The organism is Aureliella helgolandensis, assembly GCF_007752135.1.
GTDB lineage: Bacteria > Planctomycetota > Planctomycetia > Pirellulales > Pirellulaceae > Aureliella > Aureliella helgolandensis.
In genome coordinates this window covers 799,470-816,404 of record NZ_CP036298.1, presented here as the reverse complement: position 1 = coordinate 816,404, position 16,935 = coordinate 799,470, and the positions used below count along the sequence as shown (strand labels likewise).

The 16,935-nt window shown below is 55.3% G+C and carries 14 protein-coding genes; 4 read left to right on the top strand and 10 right to left on the bottom strand.

Features of this window, described 5'->3' with window-relative positions; genetic code table 11:
• Positions 1 to 10 precede the first annotated feature (10 nt).
• Entirely contained in the window at positions 11 to 1,483 is a 1,473-nt protein-coding gene (locus Q31a_RS02990; protein WP_145073795.1) for a DUF1501 domain-containing protein, read from the top strand.
• A 9-nt stretch (positions 1,484 to 1,492) separates the two neighbouring features.
• Here the strand turns inward: Q31a_RS02990 and Q31a_RS02985 are convergent, their stop codons facing one another.
• Positions 1,493 to 2,965, bottom strand: coding sequence for a hypothetical protein (locus Q31a_RS02985; RefSeq protein WP_145073792.1), 1,473 nt, complete (start codon positions 2,963 to 2,965; stop codon positions 1,493 to 1,495).
• Between the two features lie 326 nt (positions 2,966 to 3,291).
• On the opposite strand from Q31a_RS02985, the gene Q31a_RS02980 reads away from it, so the two are divergent.
• Positions 3,292 to 5,085 carry an ABC-F family ATP-binding cassette domain-containing protein gene (locus Q31a_RS02980; RefSeq protein WP_145073789.1) on the top strand — a complete coding sequence of 598 codons (1,794 nt, stop codon included), beginning with the start codon at positions 3,292 to 3,294 and terminating at the stop codon, positions 5,083 to 5,085.
• 138 nt (positions 5,086 to 5,223) lie between these two features.
• Here Q31a_RS02980 and Q31a_RS02975 read toward each other — a convergent pair whose 3' ends face one another.
• The 8 genes from Q31a_RS02975 to ribA form a co-directional block, all read right to left on the bottom strand.
• Complete coding sequence (locus Q31a_RS02975; protein ID WP_231691042.1) at positions 5,224 to 6,561, bottom strand: DUF58 domain-containing protein; 1,338 nt, start codon at positions 6,559 to 6,561, stop codon at positions 5,224 to 5,226.
• A gap of 92 nt (positions 6,562 to 6,653) precedes the next feature.
• Complete coding sequence (locus Q31a_RS02970) at positions 6,654 to 7,760, bottom strand: AAA family ATPase (protein ID WP_145073783.1); 1,107 nt, start codon at positions 7,758 to 7,760, stop codon at positions 6,654 to 6,656.
• A gap of 56 nt (positions 7,761 to 7,816) precedes the next feature.
• Positions 7,817 to 9,271: a hypothetical protein gene (locus Q31a_RS02965; protein WP_145073781.1), complete on the bottom strand. Its 1,455-nt coding sequence runs from the start codon at positions 9,269 to 9,271 to the stop codon at positions 7,817 to 7,819.
• A 1-nt stretch (position 9,272) separates the two neighbouring features.
• The gene (locus tag Q31a_RS02960) at positions 9,273 to 10,118 is read right to left on the bottom strand and encodes a hypothetical protein (protein WP_145073778.1); all 846 of its coding nucleotides are present in this window, start codon (positions 10,116 to 10,118) and stop codon (positions 9,273 to 9,275) included.
• Positions 10,115 to 11,071: a hypothetical protein gene (locus Q31a_RS02955; protein ID WP_145073775.1), complete on the bottom strand. Its 957-nt coding sequence runs from the start codon at positions 11,069 to 11,071 to the stop codon at positions 10,115 to 10,117. The genes Q31a_RS02960 and Q31a_RS02955 overlap by 4 nt, the downstream gene beginning before the upstream one ends.
• Complete coding sequence (locus tag Q31a_RS02950) at positions 11,061 to 12,065, bottom strand: stage II sporulation protein M (protein WP_145073772.1); 1,005 nt, start codon at positions 12,063 to 12,065, stop codon at positions 11,061 to 11,063. The genes Q31a_RS02955 and Q31a_RS02950 overlap by 11 nt, the downstream gene beginning before the upstream one ends.
• 9 nt (positions 12,066 to 12,074) lie before the next feature.
• Entirely contained in the window at positions 12,075 to 12,977 is a 903-nt protein-coding gene (locus Q31a_RS02945; RefSeq protein WP_145073770.1) for an RDD family protein, read from the bottom strand.
• Between the two features lie 9 nt (positions 12,978 to 12,986).
• Positions 12,987 to 14,192, bottom strand: a complete 1,206-nt coding sequence (gene ribA / locus Q31a_RS02940) for a GTP cyclohydrolase II (protein ID WP_145073767.1) — start codon at positions 14,190 to 14,192, stop codon at positions 12,987 to 12,989.
• 314 nt (positions 14,193 to 14,506) lie between these two features.
• Here ribA and Q31a_RS02935 point away from each other — a divergent pair, with 314 nt between their 5' ends.
• A complete protein-coding gene (locus Q31a_RS02935) occupies positions 14,507 to 15,436 on the top strand; it encodes an alpha/beta hydrolase (protein WP_145073764.1) in 930 nt (309 codons plus the stop codon).
• 91 nt (positions 15,437 to 15,527) lie between these two features.
• Positions 15,528 to 16,376, top strand: a complete 849-nt coding sequence (locus tag Q31a_RS02930) for a hypothetical protein (protein ID WP_145073761.1) — start codon at positions 15,528 to 15,530, stop codon at positions 16,374 to 16,376.
• 80 nt (positions 16,377 to 16,456) lie between these two features.
• Here the strand turns inward: Q31a_RS02930 and Q31a_RS02925 are convergent, their stop codons facing one another.
• Positions 16,457 to 16,882, bottom strand: coding sequence for an endonuclease domain-containing protein (locus tag Q31a_RS02925; RefSeq protein WP_145073758.1), 426 nt, complete (start codon positions 16,880 to 16,882; stop codon positions 16,457 to 16,459).
• Positions 16,883 to 16,935 lie beyond the last annotated feature (53 nt).

Genomic DNA, 16,935 nt, shown 5'->3' with positions numbered 1-16,935 from the left:
AAACGCATTCATGTCGAATCCCTTCCAAGACAATGCTACTCGGGTCACTCGCCGTCAACTCTTCGGTTCAATGGCAAGTGGGTTAGGCACTGCTGCATTAGCCACGCTACTGAAGCAAGACACCCTGCTCGGTGCTGGTGCGAACGCAACCGTACCGCAAAGGATCGGGGGCCTACCAGGCCTGCCGCACCATTTGCCCAAGGCCAAACGGGTGGTCGTGTTGTGGCAGGGCGGTGGACCATCGCACGTCGATTTGTTTGATGAGAAACCGATGTTGGCACAGATGGCGGGAGAAGACATCCCAGGTTCGGTGCGTGGAGATACTCGTCTGTCCACCATGTCGTCCGGTTACGGAAAATGGCCATGCGTGCCGGCCATTAAGCCTTTCCAGACCTACGGGCAATCGTCCTTGAGGCTGAGTAGCATGCTGCCCGACATTGGAAATCTAGCAGATGACATCTGCGTCGTGCGCAGCATGCATACCGAGGCGGTCAATCATGCTCCAGGGGTTACCTATTTCATGACAGGAGCGCAAGTTCCAGGTCGCCCGAGCATGGGAGCCTGGCTCTCCTATGGCCTCGGGAGCGAAACCGAGAATCTACCAACCTTTGTGGTCATGACATCCAGCGATCGCGGAAAGACCTGTGGGCAGCTGTTCTTCGACTACTACTGGGGCAGTGGCTTTGTGCCGAGCCGCTACCAGGGAGTTCGCTTCCGCAACACGGGCGATTTAGTCCCCTACCTGACCAATCCTGCTGGTATCAGTCGGGAGGCGCGGCGCTCTCTCTTGGATGATATTGCCGCCATGAATTCGGCCCACCTCGCCGACTATGGAGATCCCGAGATTGACACCCGCATCGCTCAGTACGAAATGGCGTTCCGCATGCAGTCGAGCGTACCGGACCTGGTCGATTTCTCTGACGAATCGCAATCGACACTCGATCGCTATGGGCCCGACGCGCTGCGTAAAGGCTCGTTCGCCAACAATTGTCTGATCGCACGCCGATTGCTGGAACGCGATGTTCGTTTCGTCCAACTCATGCATGCTGGCTGGGATCAACACAACAACCTATTCACTCAGCTCGAAGAGCAATGTGTCGATACGCAAGCTCCCTCGGCGGCTCTCGTGCACGACCTGAAAGAGCGGGGCTTGCTGGACGACACGCTGGTCGTCTGGGGAGGGGAGTTCGGACGGACGCCCTTTGGCCAAGGCGATCCCGCCAATCCCAAGGGACGCGACCATTTTGGACGAGCTTACAGCTGGTGGCTGGCCGGAGGTGGCGTCAAGCCCGGAACAACCTACGGAGCAACCGATGAATTCGGTTGGAACATCACCGAGAACCCAGTGCATGTGCACGACATGCAAGCCACGATCCTGCACCTGTGTGGTATCGATCACACGCGATTAACGTACCGCTACCAGGGACGCCAGTACCGCCTGACCGACGTCCATGGCGAGGTAGTTCAAGGAATACTCAGTTAATTGACGCACCTACTGGCGAATTAGCAGCAGAGCCGTATCGGTACGGAACGTGGGAAGAGGGAGAGTCACCGGACCACCTCGACTGGAAATGACCTCCAGCTCCGTCTTGCTGCCACTACGCGGATCAAGCAGGAAGACCTGGTACTTCCCCTCAGGCAACTGCATCGTGAGCGAGGCCTCAGCGATCGGCTGGCGAAACTCATCGAGCGGCATGTTCTTGAGTTTGCCTGGCAGTGCGACATGCACATAGACCAAATAACCATGTTTGGCACTTCCAATGGCGGAAGCCTGAAGCCCCATCGAAGCAGAAACAAAATCGCCAGTTTGGGGCTCCAGCTGAGTCAACGGGAGAGTCTCAAGGGACCGCTTCAGAAGCCCTAATTGAGAACGCAGCGCACGGCTGCCGCCACCTGGAGATTTGTATCCAGTGAGTGAACCGTCGGGATGCTCGGCGCTGAAAGAATAGTCGAGGTTGTTGTACAAAGCGCCACCAGCAAGCATGAAATCCCAGCCCTCGGTGCGATAGATGAAATCTGCTGCTCCGCGAAAACCAGTTTCATTCTCGCCAATGGCTTTATTGAGATGCCAGTTTTCTGCAACCGCTTTGGGTGGGTGGCAATAGTGAAAGTTGAAAAGAGAAATCGCTGGATGAGGTTCCACGACTCTGGCGGAGCCGTTAGCCACGTTGATGGAAATTAACTTCTGGCATCCGACGTCATCCTGGGCTGCCACGATAGCGTCGATGATCCGTCGCTGCCATGCTTCGGGGACTTGCTTGACGTAGGGCTCGTTGCACACTTCGTAGTACAAATTGTCGTACGGAGCCAATTCAGCAACCAGCTTTTCCACCAGCCGAATCTGAACATCCAGCAAATCTTGCCGCTCAACCGAGTAGCACTCCGTGAAGCTGCAATCTCCAACTCCATTGACATTGTTACGAACGTTCATCGGGTTTACATCCCACAGTGCGGGTTCGTACATCGGACAAAACAAAGTCAGTTCAAGCACAATGGCATGACGCGATGCCGAGGCAACCAAGGCATGCAACCTCTCGAAGTATTCGGGATCCCATTGCTCGAGATCAAACTTCCGCTCATCCCCCGCCTTGCCGTGGGTGGCCCTCGCCCATGGAGAAAGGTAATCACGGTCTAAGGGAGCCAGTGGATTTTGAGTAATTCCGAAGGAACCGATGATTTCGCGATAAACGCCGCTGAAGACGCGAGAGTGGTTCAGACCGTGACTAGAGAGCTCTGCGAAATAGGCTTCGAAGTCAAATTTTCGGTTGAGCAAAACGCCATAGTGTTCCGCCGACGTCACCAATACCGTTGGTTTTCCACGAAAGAGGAAGTAACGAGAATTGTCAGGATGGAGCTGGAAATGAGATTCTTGACTCTTGGAAGGTGCTTGTGCCCTGAGTGTATGCGGCAAAAAACAGATCATTACACAAGCTAACGCTAGCCAGCGGATGGGCGGGGTCGACATGGGGTGCTCTTTGAGAGGGGGGACCGAAGGGGCACTTAAAACAAGCTTTGGGGCAGCGATGCGCGTGACAGTACCGAGTACGAACCAGAAGTCGAGTGCACCGCAGCTTCAGTTTTAGCAAAAATGGAGCTCCGACGCGCACCCACAGAGCGGCCGCATTTCCCCCGCTTGGCACTATAGCCATTGGCCCCCAAGAGACGCGCCGAGCCCACCGCTGCCAGGACATCTAGGGGGCGGAGGTTGCTCAAATTGCCCAAAGATGGTAGACAACTACCCACATTGCACATGGTAAATTCAAGCGTTTTTGGGAATCGAACTGAAGTCGGATGGGCGTATTACTACAAATTCGTGGCGCGGAAAAGAGTTATGGCATGCAACGCCTGCTGGACGACGCGGAAGCCACGCTGACCGATGGGGTGAAAGTTGGCTTCGTGGGTCGCAATGGCGCGGGCAAGTCGACTCTTCTGCGAGTGCTGTTGGACGAAGAGGAGCTGGAAAAAGGGGAAGTCATTCGCAGCTCCAACCTCAAAGTGGGGTATTTGCGTCAGCACGATCCCTTCCAACCGACGGAATCGGCCATGGACTTTCTGGTCCGCGATAGTGGGCAACCCGACTGGAAATGCGGAGAGGTAGCTGGCCAATTCGAGCTCAAGGGGGACTATCTCAACGGCCCCATTTCAGCTTTGTCGGGAGGCTGGCAGACCCGCGTAAAGCTGGCGGCATTGCTGCTGCACGAACCCAATTTGTTGCTCCTGGATGAGCCGACTAACTTTCTCGACGTTCGCACCCAGATCTTGCTCGAGCATTTTCTGCAGAATTTTAACCAAGCCGCTTTAATCGTCTCCCACGATCGAACATTCCTGCAAGCGACTTGCGATCACACGCTCGATCTCACGCGTGGCAAGCTGACGATGTACCCGGGTAAGATTGAAGCCTTCCTGGAGTATCAGGCGGAGCGCCGCGAGCATGATGAGCGGGTCAATGCGGCCGTTCTAGCTAAGCAAAAGAAGCTGCAACAGTTCATCGATAAGAATCGAGCTCGCGCCAGTACAGCAAGCCAAGCTCGCTCCAAAGGAAAACAGCTCGAGCGTCTACAGACCTTGGAGATCGAAGAAGAACTGCCAACGGCTTCGATTCGCGCACCGATCGTCGTGCCACGCAAGGGCCCCGCACTGCGGTTAAACGACTTATCCATCGGCTATCCCGATCGAACCGTTGCCACTGAGATCAAGCTCGAAATTGAACACGGCCAACGCGCTGCCATCGTGGGCGATAACGGGCAAGGCAAAACCACTCTACTCCGGACGATCGTCGGCTCGCTAACGCCTCTGGGCGGGGAAGCCAAATGGGGCCACGGTTGCGATATTGGAGTCTACGCCCAACACGTCTACAGCAGTTTGGATCCCAACCAGACCGTTCTCGAGTACCTGGAATACAAAGCCATCGCGGGAACAACCAATCAAATGATCTTGGCCGTGGCCGGCTCGCTTCTGTTTCGCAATGAGCATGTTCGCAAGAAGGTCAAAGTGCTGTCCGGTGGTGAACGCGCCCGACTTTGCATGGCGGGCCTGCTGCTGGGCCCCTACAACATCCTCGTTCTCGACGAGCCTGGTAACCACTTGGATGTAGAGACCGTTGAATCGTTGGTCGAGGCGCTGCTTGAGTACCGCGGTACGGTGATCTTCACCAGTCACGATCGTCACTTCATGCGCCGCTTGGCGACCAACATTGTGGAAGTGCGAGACGGGACTGCCAAGAATTACAGCGGCGACTACGATGGCTACCTGTACTACGTCAACAAAGAGATCGAAGAGGGTGAGCGTGCACGAGGCGTAACGTCGGGTCAGAAATCGAAGAAGAATGCGTCGAAGTCAGGCAAGGGATCTGGCAAGGATTCTACTGAACCAGCCATGGATCCACGCAAGCTGCAGAAGGAACTGAAACGACTCGAAAAAGTCGTGGTGGCGCTCGACGCGCAACGTCGCGAATTGAACGATCAATTGATGACCGCTACCGACCCAGACCATGCACTGAAATTGCACAACGAAGTAAAAGCTGTCGAAATGGACCTGGGAGAAGCCGAGGAAAAGTGGCTGGAGTTGAACTCCTACGACGAGTAGCAGTTGATGGGGCGATTGAGAATTTTCTCACCAAACAGCGCGGCGAAGTCTCAGACTTCAGTCGTGCGCGTGCCCCCCTGGCCATGATATTTTCGGCTACGGTCGCTTCCCCGCTGCGCACCACGTCCGCCGCTTGCACTACAACAAATGGCGGGCTTTGACTTCCAGATACTGGTTCACTAGAGGACTGGTCATCTCATCCGGGAATACATCGAGCGTCAGCGCACCGCGGGCTCTCATGCCGCGAATGACTTGATGGCGCCACAAGAGTATTTGGCTGGCAGCCGCGCTGCGGCTCAACACCAACGGATCGGGAGCGGGATTATCGGCCGCGTCGAACAGTCGATGATCGCGCAGCAACACCAACAAGGGCAAGTGGCATCCCACCAAATTTTGCATATAGTTTTCGATCTGCTGCGCATTCACTTGGTCAATCACATTCGACACCAGCACGACCAGGGAGCGTTTCCGACAGTGCTGCGAGAGATAGAGAAATGCCTCGTCGAACCGCGATTGCACGAGCTCCGGGAACTGATCAAAGCCGGCATGCAATAAACGGTTCATCTGCCGCTTGCCACTCGCCGGAGGGACATACGCGTGAATCCGGTCCGAAAAGCAAACCATGCCCACCGAATCGCCTTGACTGAGTGCAACGTAACTTAGCATCAGGACTGAATTGAGGGCATAGTCCAGCAGACTGAGGCCGTTATGCTCGTTCGTCATCATGCGGCCGCAATCGAGCAAAAAGATCACCCGCTGGCTTTGGTCTGTCTGAAATTGCCGCACCGTCAGCTTTTGACGCCTAGCCGTGCTCCGCCAATCGATGTGCTTGTAATTGTCATCATGCTGAAAGTCGCGAAGACGTTCAAAATTGTTGTCTTGCCCAGCTTTTCGTGTTCGCCGCACTCCAATTTGACTGAGCCGATTGGTACGCGCCAACAACGCATACTCGCCAATCTGCTTAATGTCAGGATAGACATGCAGCTGACTCACACAGGGAAAATCATGATGCAATCGCCACAGTCCTCCCTGGCTAAAGAGGTGGGAGTAAACGAATTGCAATTCAAACGCACCACGCCTTCCCGGAGTAATCACATGCTTGACGCTCAATCGCTTTCCAGGTGAAACCGTGATAGCGTGCTTTTCAGGAGAAATGGAGAGTCCATCCACCGCGTCGTCAGCCAAGCATAAGCGAACTGGAGATTTCCCTCTATTGTCAATTTGCAGCTCCACCGCGTGGCGTTTACCGAGCGAACTCACTCGCGCCATCTCGCGATGCACTCTAAGGTGGGTTGCGTTGGGCACCGATAGCAAATCGATGCATCCCAAGAATGCGAGTCCAGCACCCAATCCAGCTGGGAGCAACCACCACCAGTCGGGCAGCCAGGGTAGCGGGAGCGCGAGGAGTAGGGGCACCACAGCCAGCGCTGCAAAGCGAGTGGTCGGATAAGTCTTCCTCACGACAACAAGTAGCATCAAAGGAATCAAGCACAAGCACAAGATTGTCCATGGCGTGATTCCCCAGTCGAACCAAGAAAAGTGAACAACAGGATCTCCCGCGCCTGGATTCATAAATCTTGCCCTTCGGACAATTTCGGTTGAGTTGGTTGATGGATTGGCGGGGGTGAGGGGTGAGCAGTGCCAGGAGGTGCTGTGACCGACGGGTCCATGGCGTTCGAAGGTGGCAAAGAGGGTGCTGCCGCGGTTGGAGCTGCATTGTCAATTCCACGCGGGACCTCAATACTGCGTAGCAGCAGCTGAAGTTGGTCATCCACCCGCAATCCCTCGACTTCCGCTTCAGCAGTCATAATGACGCGATGCCGAAGAGCAGGAATTGCAATGTCCACGACATCATCCGGGATGGCGTAGTCCCGTCCGCGGAAGGCGGCCAGAGTTCGCGCACCCTGGATCAATGCCAAGCCCGCACGCGGAGAAGCCCCTAAATGAAAAGCGGGCCACTGTCGCGTTTGCCGCACCACTCGGTTGATGTACTGCACCAACTGGGGTTCGATTCGAACATGAGCATTCAACTCGATGATATTCATGATCTCTGCTGGGGACGTGACCACTTGCAGTTCAGCTTCGATGCGATGGTTGAGATCGATCTGCTGGCTGTGCAATGTCAGGATGCGTTCCTCTTCCAACTCTCCAGGATATTCGACGACAACCTTGAACATGAACCGGTCGAGTTGCGCTTCGGGAAGATTGTAAGTCCCTTCGCTTTCGAGCGGGTTCTGCGTCGCCAGGACGATAAAGGGGCGTTCAATCACATGGCTGGTGCCATCGACGGTCACCCGATATTCCTGCATGATCTCCAATAGGGCCGCATGGGTCTTAGCGGGAGAGCGGTTGATCTCATCTGCCAAGAGAATTTGGGTGAATACGGGCCCCGGTCGAAAGTGAAATTCTTGAGTTCGGACATCCAGCAGAGGCGCTCCGGTAATATCCGAAGGCATTAGGTCGGCAGTGAATTGGATACGTCCAAAATGGCATCCCAGGATGCGCCCCAGCGCTCGCACAAACAGCGTCTTGCCCATGCCTGGCAAGCTCTCGATCAATACATGACCGCCAGAAAAAAGAGCGACGAGAGTCGAGAGTACCAGTTCGTCTTGTCCGACAAACAGTTTCTGCAATTCGGTAGAGATGGTCTCAAATAATTGTTTGGTCGTTCGCATATATTCGGCGTCTACGCTGGAGGTTCTAAGAAAAATTAGAGGTTCTGGCTTGAGGCTCAAGGGGACCTAGCGGGAGGCTCCGGCGAGTTGTTGTTGGCGCTTGCTTTGGGTGCACCACGACCTGCTCCCCGCGGTTCAGCCTCAAGCCATTCTGGAGGCGCTTCGCCACGGACTTTGCGAAAATACTCGCGAATGGTTTGCTCACTATAACGCTGATCACGCGTGGCATTGAGCATCTTACCTATTGCTTCCACGTGCATTCCAAAATCGCTCACACTGCGTCTGCGCAAGACCTGTGGACGCCCCAAGATAGGCAGCAGGGCGGTGCAAAGCAAGATTCCGAAGAGTGCCGCTGGCATTGTAATGGCACTCAAGGGCCAAACCGTGAGCATCTCCAGGCCAAGTCCGCGGGGATCTTGTTCGGGCGCATCGGAAATCAGCAAGCCTGCTCGATCGTAGGCCAGCAGGGCAACGCGTTGGGCAGGCAGGCACTGAGTAACTATTTTTTCGGCAATGCGCTGCTGCAAGGGTTCAACCATCGAACCATTCAACATCGGAGCGCCGTTGGCAACAATCACAATCTGGCTGCCCGCATACTCTTCGCCACTGAGCGTGTAGACAAGCGGGCGGTCATCCTCTCCCGATAGCAGCACCGTGTCCACTGCGACATCCTCAAATTCCGCATCCCAAGCGTCTTGGCTATCGAGCTCCCGAACGGTCCACTGACTCCGTTGGGTAACGGCATCGGACTGGCCAGCTTGCTGAACCAGCGGTGGACTAGCGGTCCCGTTGGTTTTCTTTCCTAGCCAGCTTGGTAACTGCGACTGCCAGCGCGACGGCTCGGGCGGATGCAAGGTAACTCCGACAGACCACTCGCCGGGCTGGTCGTTAAGAGCGTCGGCCCACGGGCCTTTGAAGTCAGTGTAGGCGCGTCGTGGGGCTGTAGTATCAAGATAAAACCATCCGCAAAACGTACTCTCTGACAGATCGAAGACACGCTGCTTTAACTCCGTACTCAACACGCCTGCGAGATCCTCGGCCGCGCGACGCCTATCTGCATCGGATTCCATGCCGAGTGTTTTCTCTCGATAGTAGACTTCGGCGTTAAAGTCCCGACCAAAATAGATCACGGTCCTGCCCGTCTCTTCGGCAAGCCAGTCTTCGAGCCAGTCTCGAGCCATTTTCCCAGGTGGCGCATAGCCTTGCCCCACTAAGACGATCACATCGACATCATCCAGTTTGGGCGAGAGTCGCTGAGGTGTCGAGCACCTTGCTCCCGCTTGTTCCCAAAGCTTGCGATGCAGCCCAAGCCCGTTCAAGCCTCGATCGCGGCCAGGCGACGTCACCTCTCCAAACGGCCCGAACTCAGAGTCCCAGCTACCGCAGCCTCCGCACAGGAGCAGCAACAACAGCAGAAGACTTCGGCCTCCCCCCCCCTGGGTCAGGCGCGCGACGGAACGGGCAGGGCGGCGAAAGCGAATCGAACCACAGGTTTCACGCACGGGTCGCACCTTAGACTCCTGCCAAAACAGCTTGAGTAACGGTGGGTGAAGCGACGGAAGTGGCCAGTTGGTGAAACTCGTCCAACTGATTCCACAGCGCAAGACAACGCTCACGCTCGATCACATGCTTCCCGAAAAAAGTATCCTCAAAGGCGAGAACTGTCGTCTCGAGAATGCTGTGCAGCTCAGGCTGCGTCTTCACTTCCTTAAGGTACATGCGATTGGTCTTTCCTTTCTGCAGATGCAGCTTGCGTTCCCGATCGAGCACGAGCAGCATGTATCCATAAAGGTAGAGGACCCCCAGGCTGTAGTCACCATCTTTCATGGCCGCACGGGCTGCCTCTAGTGGATCTCCAACCGACTGTTGCACCTCGAAGGGCAAATCCACCATCCGTGCAGGATCGATTTTTCGGTTCATTGCGTCGTCGCGTTCCTGAAAGCGACTGGGAACATAGTCTCGCAACGAATACCACCCCAGCAGACTCAAGATTGCCAGCACTAAAACCACGATCACTACGATCACCATGACCCGCAAGAAGTAATACAGAAATGTCCCAACTTTGCCCCAACCGCTGCCGAAATCGAGGGAGTCCCACCAGTCCGCCCACGTGCGACTGGTGGAAGAAGAATCCTCCGGCGCAGCTTGTCGTCCGTCGGAGCGTAGCGGATTATCTTGGAGCTCAGCGACTTCAGGCGGAAGATACTGCTCCGTTTTCTTGTCATACCAATTCGTCTTTGGCATTGCCCTCCACGCAGATCGCGCATCGATTTGAGTGGACTCTGCCTGCGCGATATCCAATCCGCCTCCCACAGACAGCAGAGCCAGCAACAGCAGCAAAAGAGATTTGCGAATCATAGAGCCGCCTGTTCTTGAATGGCACCTGAGTTCAATTTATTGGCCAGTGGTTTGAGACGGGCGCCTTCGGCCCGCATCAACAACTCAATCTCCCAGCCCTCAAGTCGGATTCGAACGTCGATGTAGTTGAGAAACCGAAAAACCGCCAAGAACAACCCAACGCACCAAAGTGAGACGGGAAGAGCGATATAGTCGCACCACCAGGCCCATTGCCAATTTCCAGTGCTAATTCCGGCCAACCAGAGTTGCAGACTGAGGAGCATGACCAGCAGCAGCGAACCAAAGATGGCTGCGGCAATAAAGCTGGAAATATTTTCGGACAACAACAAGTGATGCAAGCGACGGCTGCGTTGCCGATAGGAAATCACGTTCTTTTCCTTCGCCCACAGCGGACAACGCTCTAGCCCTAAGATCTCTGGTGCTAGCGGCCAACAAGCTCGCATGATGAGACAGATACCAGGGAAAATCACTAAGATCCAAAGTTCAACGCCAGAATCAAAGGGAACCCGACGATTGACTGCAAGCTCTAGGCAGAGCGCCACCACCCCCAGTCGCAAGACTCCCAATACGATAAAACACCGGAAAGCGATCGCTCGCAATTGAGCTACGATCTGCCGTAGCGACATGGGTTGAAAGAAAATTTGATTCCCCAAGAACAGGGTCGTGGGGATCGAAAGCAAGGGAAATTGGAGGAAGAAAAGCGCCGTGAGATGAGCGGCGTGTCGCCAACGCTGCGCGGTTTCGGATGTTTCCTGGTACTCCAACGACCATAGCGAATCCTCCTGCAACATCCACTGGATGGCCCACATATCGAGCAATAGGAACGGAAGCCCAAGTAGCAAACCGCTCGCCGCAATAGGACGCCAATGGCGTTTGAGAACCAGCAGGCTCAGGTCAAGCAACTCCAGGGAGTTGCGTCTGCGAATGACGATTTCCGTCCGATCAAGCTGCACTTAAGGCCCCCTTCTCCTGCGCTGCATCGGAAGGATAGCCAAGCACTACGAAGTAAAACATTAACATCGCGCTGGATGCAACACCCCACAGTGCTTTGAAGAAATAGGGAACGGAACTGGGCGACAAGATTCCTTCGGTCAGTGCGGCTAGAAAAAACAGGACTCCAGAGACCGCCATCACAGGGACTGCTTCTCTGGCTCTCAATTGTAAAGAAGCCACGCGAGAGTGCCCCTGCGTAAAGAGCCACCCCATACCGATCCGCAGCCCGGCGGCGGCCGCTAGAGCAATGGCGGTCAATTCGAATGCACCATGAGCCGTAACGAATTCGAGAAAGGCATCGCCCCCTTCGGTTCCCCCCCGAGCCATATACCCAAACGAAGCTCCCAGCACGGTTGCATTGTAGGCCGTCGCGTAGAGGCCTGGAATCACCAACGGCCCCATGGCAAAGCACTGCAATCCGATGCCCGTATTGTGCTGGATATAAAAGGCCACCATCGCCAAGTTGACGTCCAGGTCACGCCCAAAATCGACTTCAGAAAAGTTCTCCTCCATCGCAACCATCTGATCAGTACCGAGGACTTGCTCCGCAAACCCTGGGAAGGCGACTTCGTTGTAGGCAAGGTAGGTCGACAGCGAAAAGAGCCCAAAAAACAGGAGGGCGCACACTTGCACACAGCGATCGCGAAAAATCTGTTGAGGCGCCAACCGGAATGCGATGTCCCACCATTGTTGATACTGAAAGCGCCGTGAACGGTAGATCGTATTATGCGCCTGCCCGACCAACGCATGCAAATAGTTCACCGCTTCCGGGGACAGTCGGTACTGCTCGGCCATCGCCAGGTCCGCACAGGCCGAACGATAAAGACTCGACAATTCTGCGAGGGAATTGCCGGAACGTCCCGCCAGACGCGCGTTGGAAAACGTCGCCAGCAGGTACTCCAGCCGCTGCCACTCGCTGCGTCGTTGCTCCAGCGTCTCCGCCAATTGTGCCATCGTCTATCCTTATACTTGTACCGTGCGGTCTAGTTGTGGGGGCATGTTACCAGCCTGCGAATTGGCATTCCGCAAGCGTTCCCGCCCCGCTTCTTGCTCCTGCTCCGAAAAGAAGGTTCGCACGTAGAGGGCACACATTAACAGGTCAGGACTGGTGGTGTTGAGCATACCAAATTGAGCGAGTAGAGGTTCTGCCAAATGCTTGGCTACTTCGTCTCGACGCGCGGGACTTAGACGCCGCCGATTTTCCATATAGGTGCCGGTGGTCTGCGCCAACGAACTGGACACCACATAGTTGGCTGGAATCAGCTCCGCCAACCCAAATGCTCGCAAATCTTCGGGCTGCAGTACCAGTGGAGTACTGCGGCGCTGCTCTGAAACCACAAGAGTTCCCGCTGCCAAATCCCCAAGCCGCTGTAGTTTTGGGGAAAGAGTCATGACGACTAAACCGACGGACATGGTAGGAATCAGGAAAGCTGGCGGGGCTTCTGGATCGAATATCTGCAGCGATAGCAGGACACACATGTCCGCCAATCGCAGCAAATTTCGGAGCGCAGCCTGCGCTCCATTGATGGGACGACCGTCCGTCGATATGACACGCAATCGAAAGACCATTTTGCCTATCGTGCGGCCATTGAACCGGGTTTCAAAATAAATTCCGTAGAACCAGCTCAGGAAGAAAAAGAGGAGTAGCGCAACGATACTCACTAGCGAGGAATTGATCGAGAACAATCCCGAGGTGAGCGCCATCAAAAAGACGAGGGCGAAAAACGCGACAACGCGAATTGCGAAATCAAAGGCAAACGCGGGCAAACGCTGAAACGGCCCCGCCAAGGCGTACTCAAACTCGATGTTCTCCGGAGTGATGACTCGGACGTGGCAATCGAGTTTGGAATCAAGGGAAGTTCTCATCGGCCCGCCTTATAGCTTATGACCAAGCTTCTCGCGTTTGGCGGCTAAGTAGGCAGCGTTGTGGGGATTCGATTCGCTGATAATGGGGACCTGGTCGACCACTTTCAAATCAAAGCCACGCAAATTGAAGGCCTCAGTCTTCTTGGGATTGTTGGTCAACAAGCGGATCTCGGTTAAGCCCAGTTCTTTAAGGATTTGGATCCCCACTCCGTAGTCCCGCATGTCGGCTTTAAAGCCAAGCGCATGATTCGCCTCGACGGTATCCAAACCCTGCTCCTGTAACGCGTAGGCGCGGATCTTTTGTGCTAATCCGATCCCACGTCCCTCCTGCGGCAAATAGACCAACGCTCCTCGGCCCTCCGACGCAATCATCTGCAATGCCATTTGCAACTGGTCGCCGCAGTCACAGCGTAGCGATTGAATCAAATCTCCGGTAAAACAACTGCTGTGCATTCTCACCAAAGGGGCCTGTGGGCGCTGCTCCAAGAGATCGCCCATGTAGAGCGCAATCGGCTCCTGAGCTTCATACTCAACCCCGAATACCGCGATCTCAAACTCTCCGAACTTGGTCGGAAGCTTGGCGGTAGCCGAACGCGTAACCAGTTTTTCATTAACCCGGCGATGAGCAATCAGTTGCTCAATGGTAATAATCTCCAAGTTGTGCTGCTCAGCAATCTTCAGCAGTTCATCGCGAGTGGCTCGATCCCCAGATTCCGCCAGAATTTCGGTCAGCACCCCCGCTGGCGTCAGACCGGCCATGCGTGCCAAATCGACGGCAGCCTCGGTGTGGCCAGCTCGGCGTAGTACGCCCCCCTCCATGGCCAGCAGAGGATATACGTGCCCAGGTTGCACAAAATCCTCCGCTGTCGAACTTTCACTGGCCAACCGGCGAATCGTTTCAGCGCGCTCCCCTGCGGTAATTCCAGTCAAACTTCCTAGATGGTCTACGGGAGTGAGGAAGGCAGTCCGCAGCGGGGCATTATTATTGTCAACGATTGGCCGCAATTTGAGCCGCTCACTGGCACTGGGCAGGATGGGGCAGCAGAGTTGCCCACGGCCTCGCAGCATGAAATTGATCGTTTCGGGAGTGACATTCTCTGCCGCGCAGATGAAATCACCCTCATTTTCACGATCCTCGGCGTCAAGAACGATCACGACTTCCCCGCGACGAATGGCGTCCACGGCGGATTGCACGGAGCTAAACTGCTTAGTCATAATGAGTTATGTCGTTCTGCTGTGATTGCGAGTTGAGGGATAGGGCAAAGGGACACGGACAGCACGAGGAATGGCCATGATCCACGGGCTCCACGGCTTGTCCCAATCGCAACCCGCGACGTGAGCAAGGCAAAGTTAAATGCCGTTCGCTCCCGGGATGAGCTGCAATTCTTCCGCTAGAACCTAAAAAGTGATGAAATCGGTCAGCCGCTCAGCCTTACCGGCCGCTTCTCACCTGTCCTAGAACTAGACCAGTGCTCTATTATAGGAGTAAGTTCGAATCCTTTACATCATGGACAAAATAGGCTGTTTCAATGTTCGGTGTACGCGTCCAGACTACACGACTCCAACTGACACTGCAGCCGGCTGCATTCTGTCTGCTGGGGCCAGCACTCTGGGCACCTCTGCTTTTCGCAATATTTTTCCAGGGGATACTTCCCCTGGAAGGGGCCGAGCCGCAGCCCACCTCCCCATTGCACATCGAGCGCAATCTACTGGTTCGAGAGATCGACGGCCAAAAGCTGGAGGCGGATCTGTATCGTCCCGCCGGAGAAACAGTCTGCCCCTTGGTCATGATGGTCCATGGCGGCGCCTGGTCGGCAGGTGACAAATCCAATGTGGAGCGTCATGCGCGCCAGCTCGCCGAAAATGGTTTTGCGGCAGTGGCGATCCAGTACCGCCTAGCACCGCAACACATCTATCCCGCCCAACTGGACGACTGCCGCTTTGCCTTGCGTTGGGCGGCCCAACACGCGACCGCTTGGCGAGCCGATCCCCAGAAGCTGGGCTTATGGGGGTATTCTGCGGGAGCCCAATTGGTGGCCATGCTGGCCTGCCAGCCACTCCCTGGCGAACCGACCATTTCCGCTTGCGTGGCCGGGGGACTCCCCAGCGACTTTACCCATATCCCACTCGACAATCAGATGCTGTCTCAGGTTATGGGGGGTAGCCGACGCGAGCAACCCGAACTCTACCGCGCCGCTTCCCCCATGGAGTTTGCGAGTCGAGATACCTGCCCAATATTCCTCTTTCATGGTTCCAGCGATCTGATCGTGCCGTACAGCAGTAGTCGCCGATTCTATGAAAGATTACGAGAACTATCCGTTGAATCCGAGCTCCTGACCGTCCAGGGCAAAGGACACTTGCTTACTTTTATCGATCGCTCAGCAGCGGAGAAAACCGTAGCATTCCTCAAGTCCCATTTGCTCGAGCAAACGGCTGCTACGGATCGTAGCGGCGAGTGACAGCATTCGACAAACCACCCGAGCCCGGCACCTCCCGTTCCTTGCTGCACCCCCTCACTGCAACTATCCTGCAATCCATTGGAAACCTCCCATGCTTGAACGCGAAGAGTATATTGAACAAGCCTATTTCTTCCGTGTTTTAGTAGAGCGACTAGGCCAGAGCCTACCACTCCAAGATCTTCTGGAGCAGACCAAGTTTGAATTGCTCGCCACCACTCACCTTCCCATGGCCATTGACCTGCTGCTCGGGGAGCTCAAGCATCATGGGCTGATGAGCACCGGCATGCTTCTACTCAAACACTACTTTGCTCCCTTCCAAACCTTCCTGATTGCAGAAGCCGAAACCGATAGCGGACGATTCGACTATCGGACGGCGCTCAAGATTCTGTCGGCGGAAGCCAACTACCGTGCGCAGGAATCGATTTCCCCAGAAGGCTTGTTCTTCTATCAGTTTGAAGCCCTGTCGCGAAATCGGCTCAACTATGATCGAGGTCTCAAGGCCATGGCGGACGACACATTCTATCCTCCGGACTGGCAGGCCTGGCTGTTGATCCTGCGGCGTCAGTTGGGGTTGGTGGAATTGTCCGACATGATTTACGGGCGCAGCCAATTGTATTTTGAGGCGCGTTCGCGTCTGGGGATCACCGAACCGGAAGCTCCAATCCTGTTCGGCCTGGGAGAGGGCAGAATCGCCCAAGCCAACCGTCATAAGGACCCGCTCTTCCTCTTTGCCGCCATGCAGCGACAACTGGGATATCCGGCCGTCCCGCGTCTGGAACCGATAGACCCCATTCCAAGCCTGATCCCTAGGCTACAGCGGCGTATCGAACAGATGGAAACCCGCATCCGCTTGCTGGAGCAAGAGCAACGTGGCGGAATCGACATCACCAAATTCTATGGTGGAAAAATCCCCCTCCCCAGCGAAGAACTGCCTGAATAGAGCATTCTCCCGACCAACCCGCCCCCTCTCTCTTACTCTCTTACTCTCTTACTCTCTTACTCTCTTACTCTCTTACTCTCTTACTCCCCCTCGCCCCGCTTCGGGGAGAGGGGGTTGGGGGGTGGGGGGCTAAGTGCAACCATCCCAGCTTCCACAAAAACCTGAATCTGCTCAATCACATCCCGCCCATCTCGAATCACTGCGTAGCCAGGTATTCTGAGAACTTGGTACCCAATTCGCCTCAAATACGCATCGCGCTGGCGATCATGCTCGAGCCCATCTTTCGTGAAGTGTGACTCGCCATCAATCTCAATCACCAACTTCAACTCAGCACAGCAAAAATCGACAGTATAGGGCGGGATCGGAAACTCGCGGCGAAACTTCTGTCCACAACACTGCCGATTGCGAAGCCACTGCCAGACAGTCGACGCAAACTCATTCGAAGACGCGCGCTGTGCTTTCGCGAATTCGATCGCCGGTTCCGATCTGGCCTTGCTCCGCTTCATCGCTTCCCCCTTCTCCACCCGATATTCCTACGCTATTCCCCCTTCACTTTCAC

Coding starts and splice junctions, on each gene's coding strand:
- Q31a_RS02990 (WP_145073795.1), top strand. CDS start 11: ATGTCGAATCCCTTCCAAGACAATGCTACTCGGGTCACTCGCCGTCAA.
- Q31a_RS02985 (WP_145073792.1), bottom strand. CDS start 2,965: ATGTCGACCCCGCCCATCCGCTGGCTAGCGTTAGCTTGTGTAATGATC.
- Q31a_RS02980 (WP_145073789.1), top strand. CDS start 3,292: ATGGGCGTATTACTACAAATTCGTGGCGCGGAAAAGAGTTATGGCATG.
- Q31a_RS02975 (WP_231691042.1), bottom strand. CDS start 6,561: ATGCTACTTGTTGTCGTGAGGAAGACTTATCCGACCACTCGCTTTGCA.
- Q31a_RS02970 (WP_145073783.1), bottom strand. CDS start 7,760: ATGCGAACGACCAAACAATTATTTGAGACCATCTCTACCGAATTGCAG.
- Q31a_RS02960 (WP_145073778.1), bottom strand. CDS start 10,118: ATGATTCGCAAATCTCTTTTGCTGCTGTTGCTGGCTCTGCTGTCTGTG.
- Q31a_RS02950 (WP_145073772.1), bottom strand. CDS start 12,065: ATGGCACAATTGGCGGAGACGCTGGAGCAACGACGCAGCGAGTGGCAG.
- Q31a_RS02945 (WP_145073770.1), bottom strand. CDS start 12,977: ATGAGAACTTCCCTTGATTCCAAACTCGATTGCCACGTCCGAGTCATC.
- ribA (WP_145073767.1), bottom strand. CDS start 14,192: ATGACTAAGCAGTTTAGCTCCGTGCAATCCGCCGTGGACGCCATTCGT.
- Q31a_RS02935 (WP_145073764.1), top strand. CDS start 14,507: ATGTTCGGTGTACGCGTCCAGACTACACGACTCCAACTGACACTGCAG.
- Q31a_RS02930 (WP_145073761.1), top strand. CDS start 15,528: ATGCTTGAACGCGAAGAGTATATTGAACAAGCCTATTTCTTCCGTGTT.
- Q31a_RS02925 (WP_145073758.1), bottom strand. CDS start 16,882: ATGAAGCGGAGCAAGGCCAGATCGGAACCGGCGATCGAATTCGCGAAA.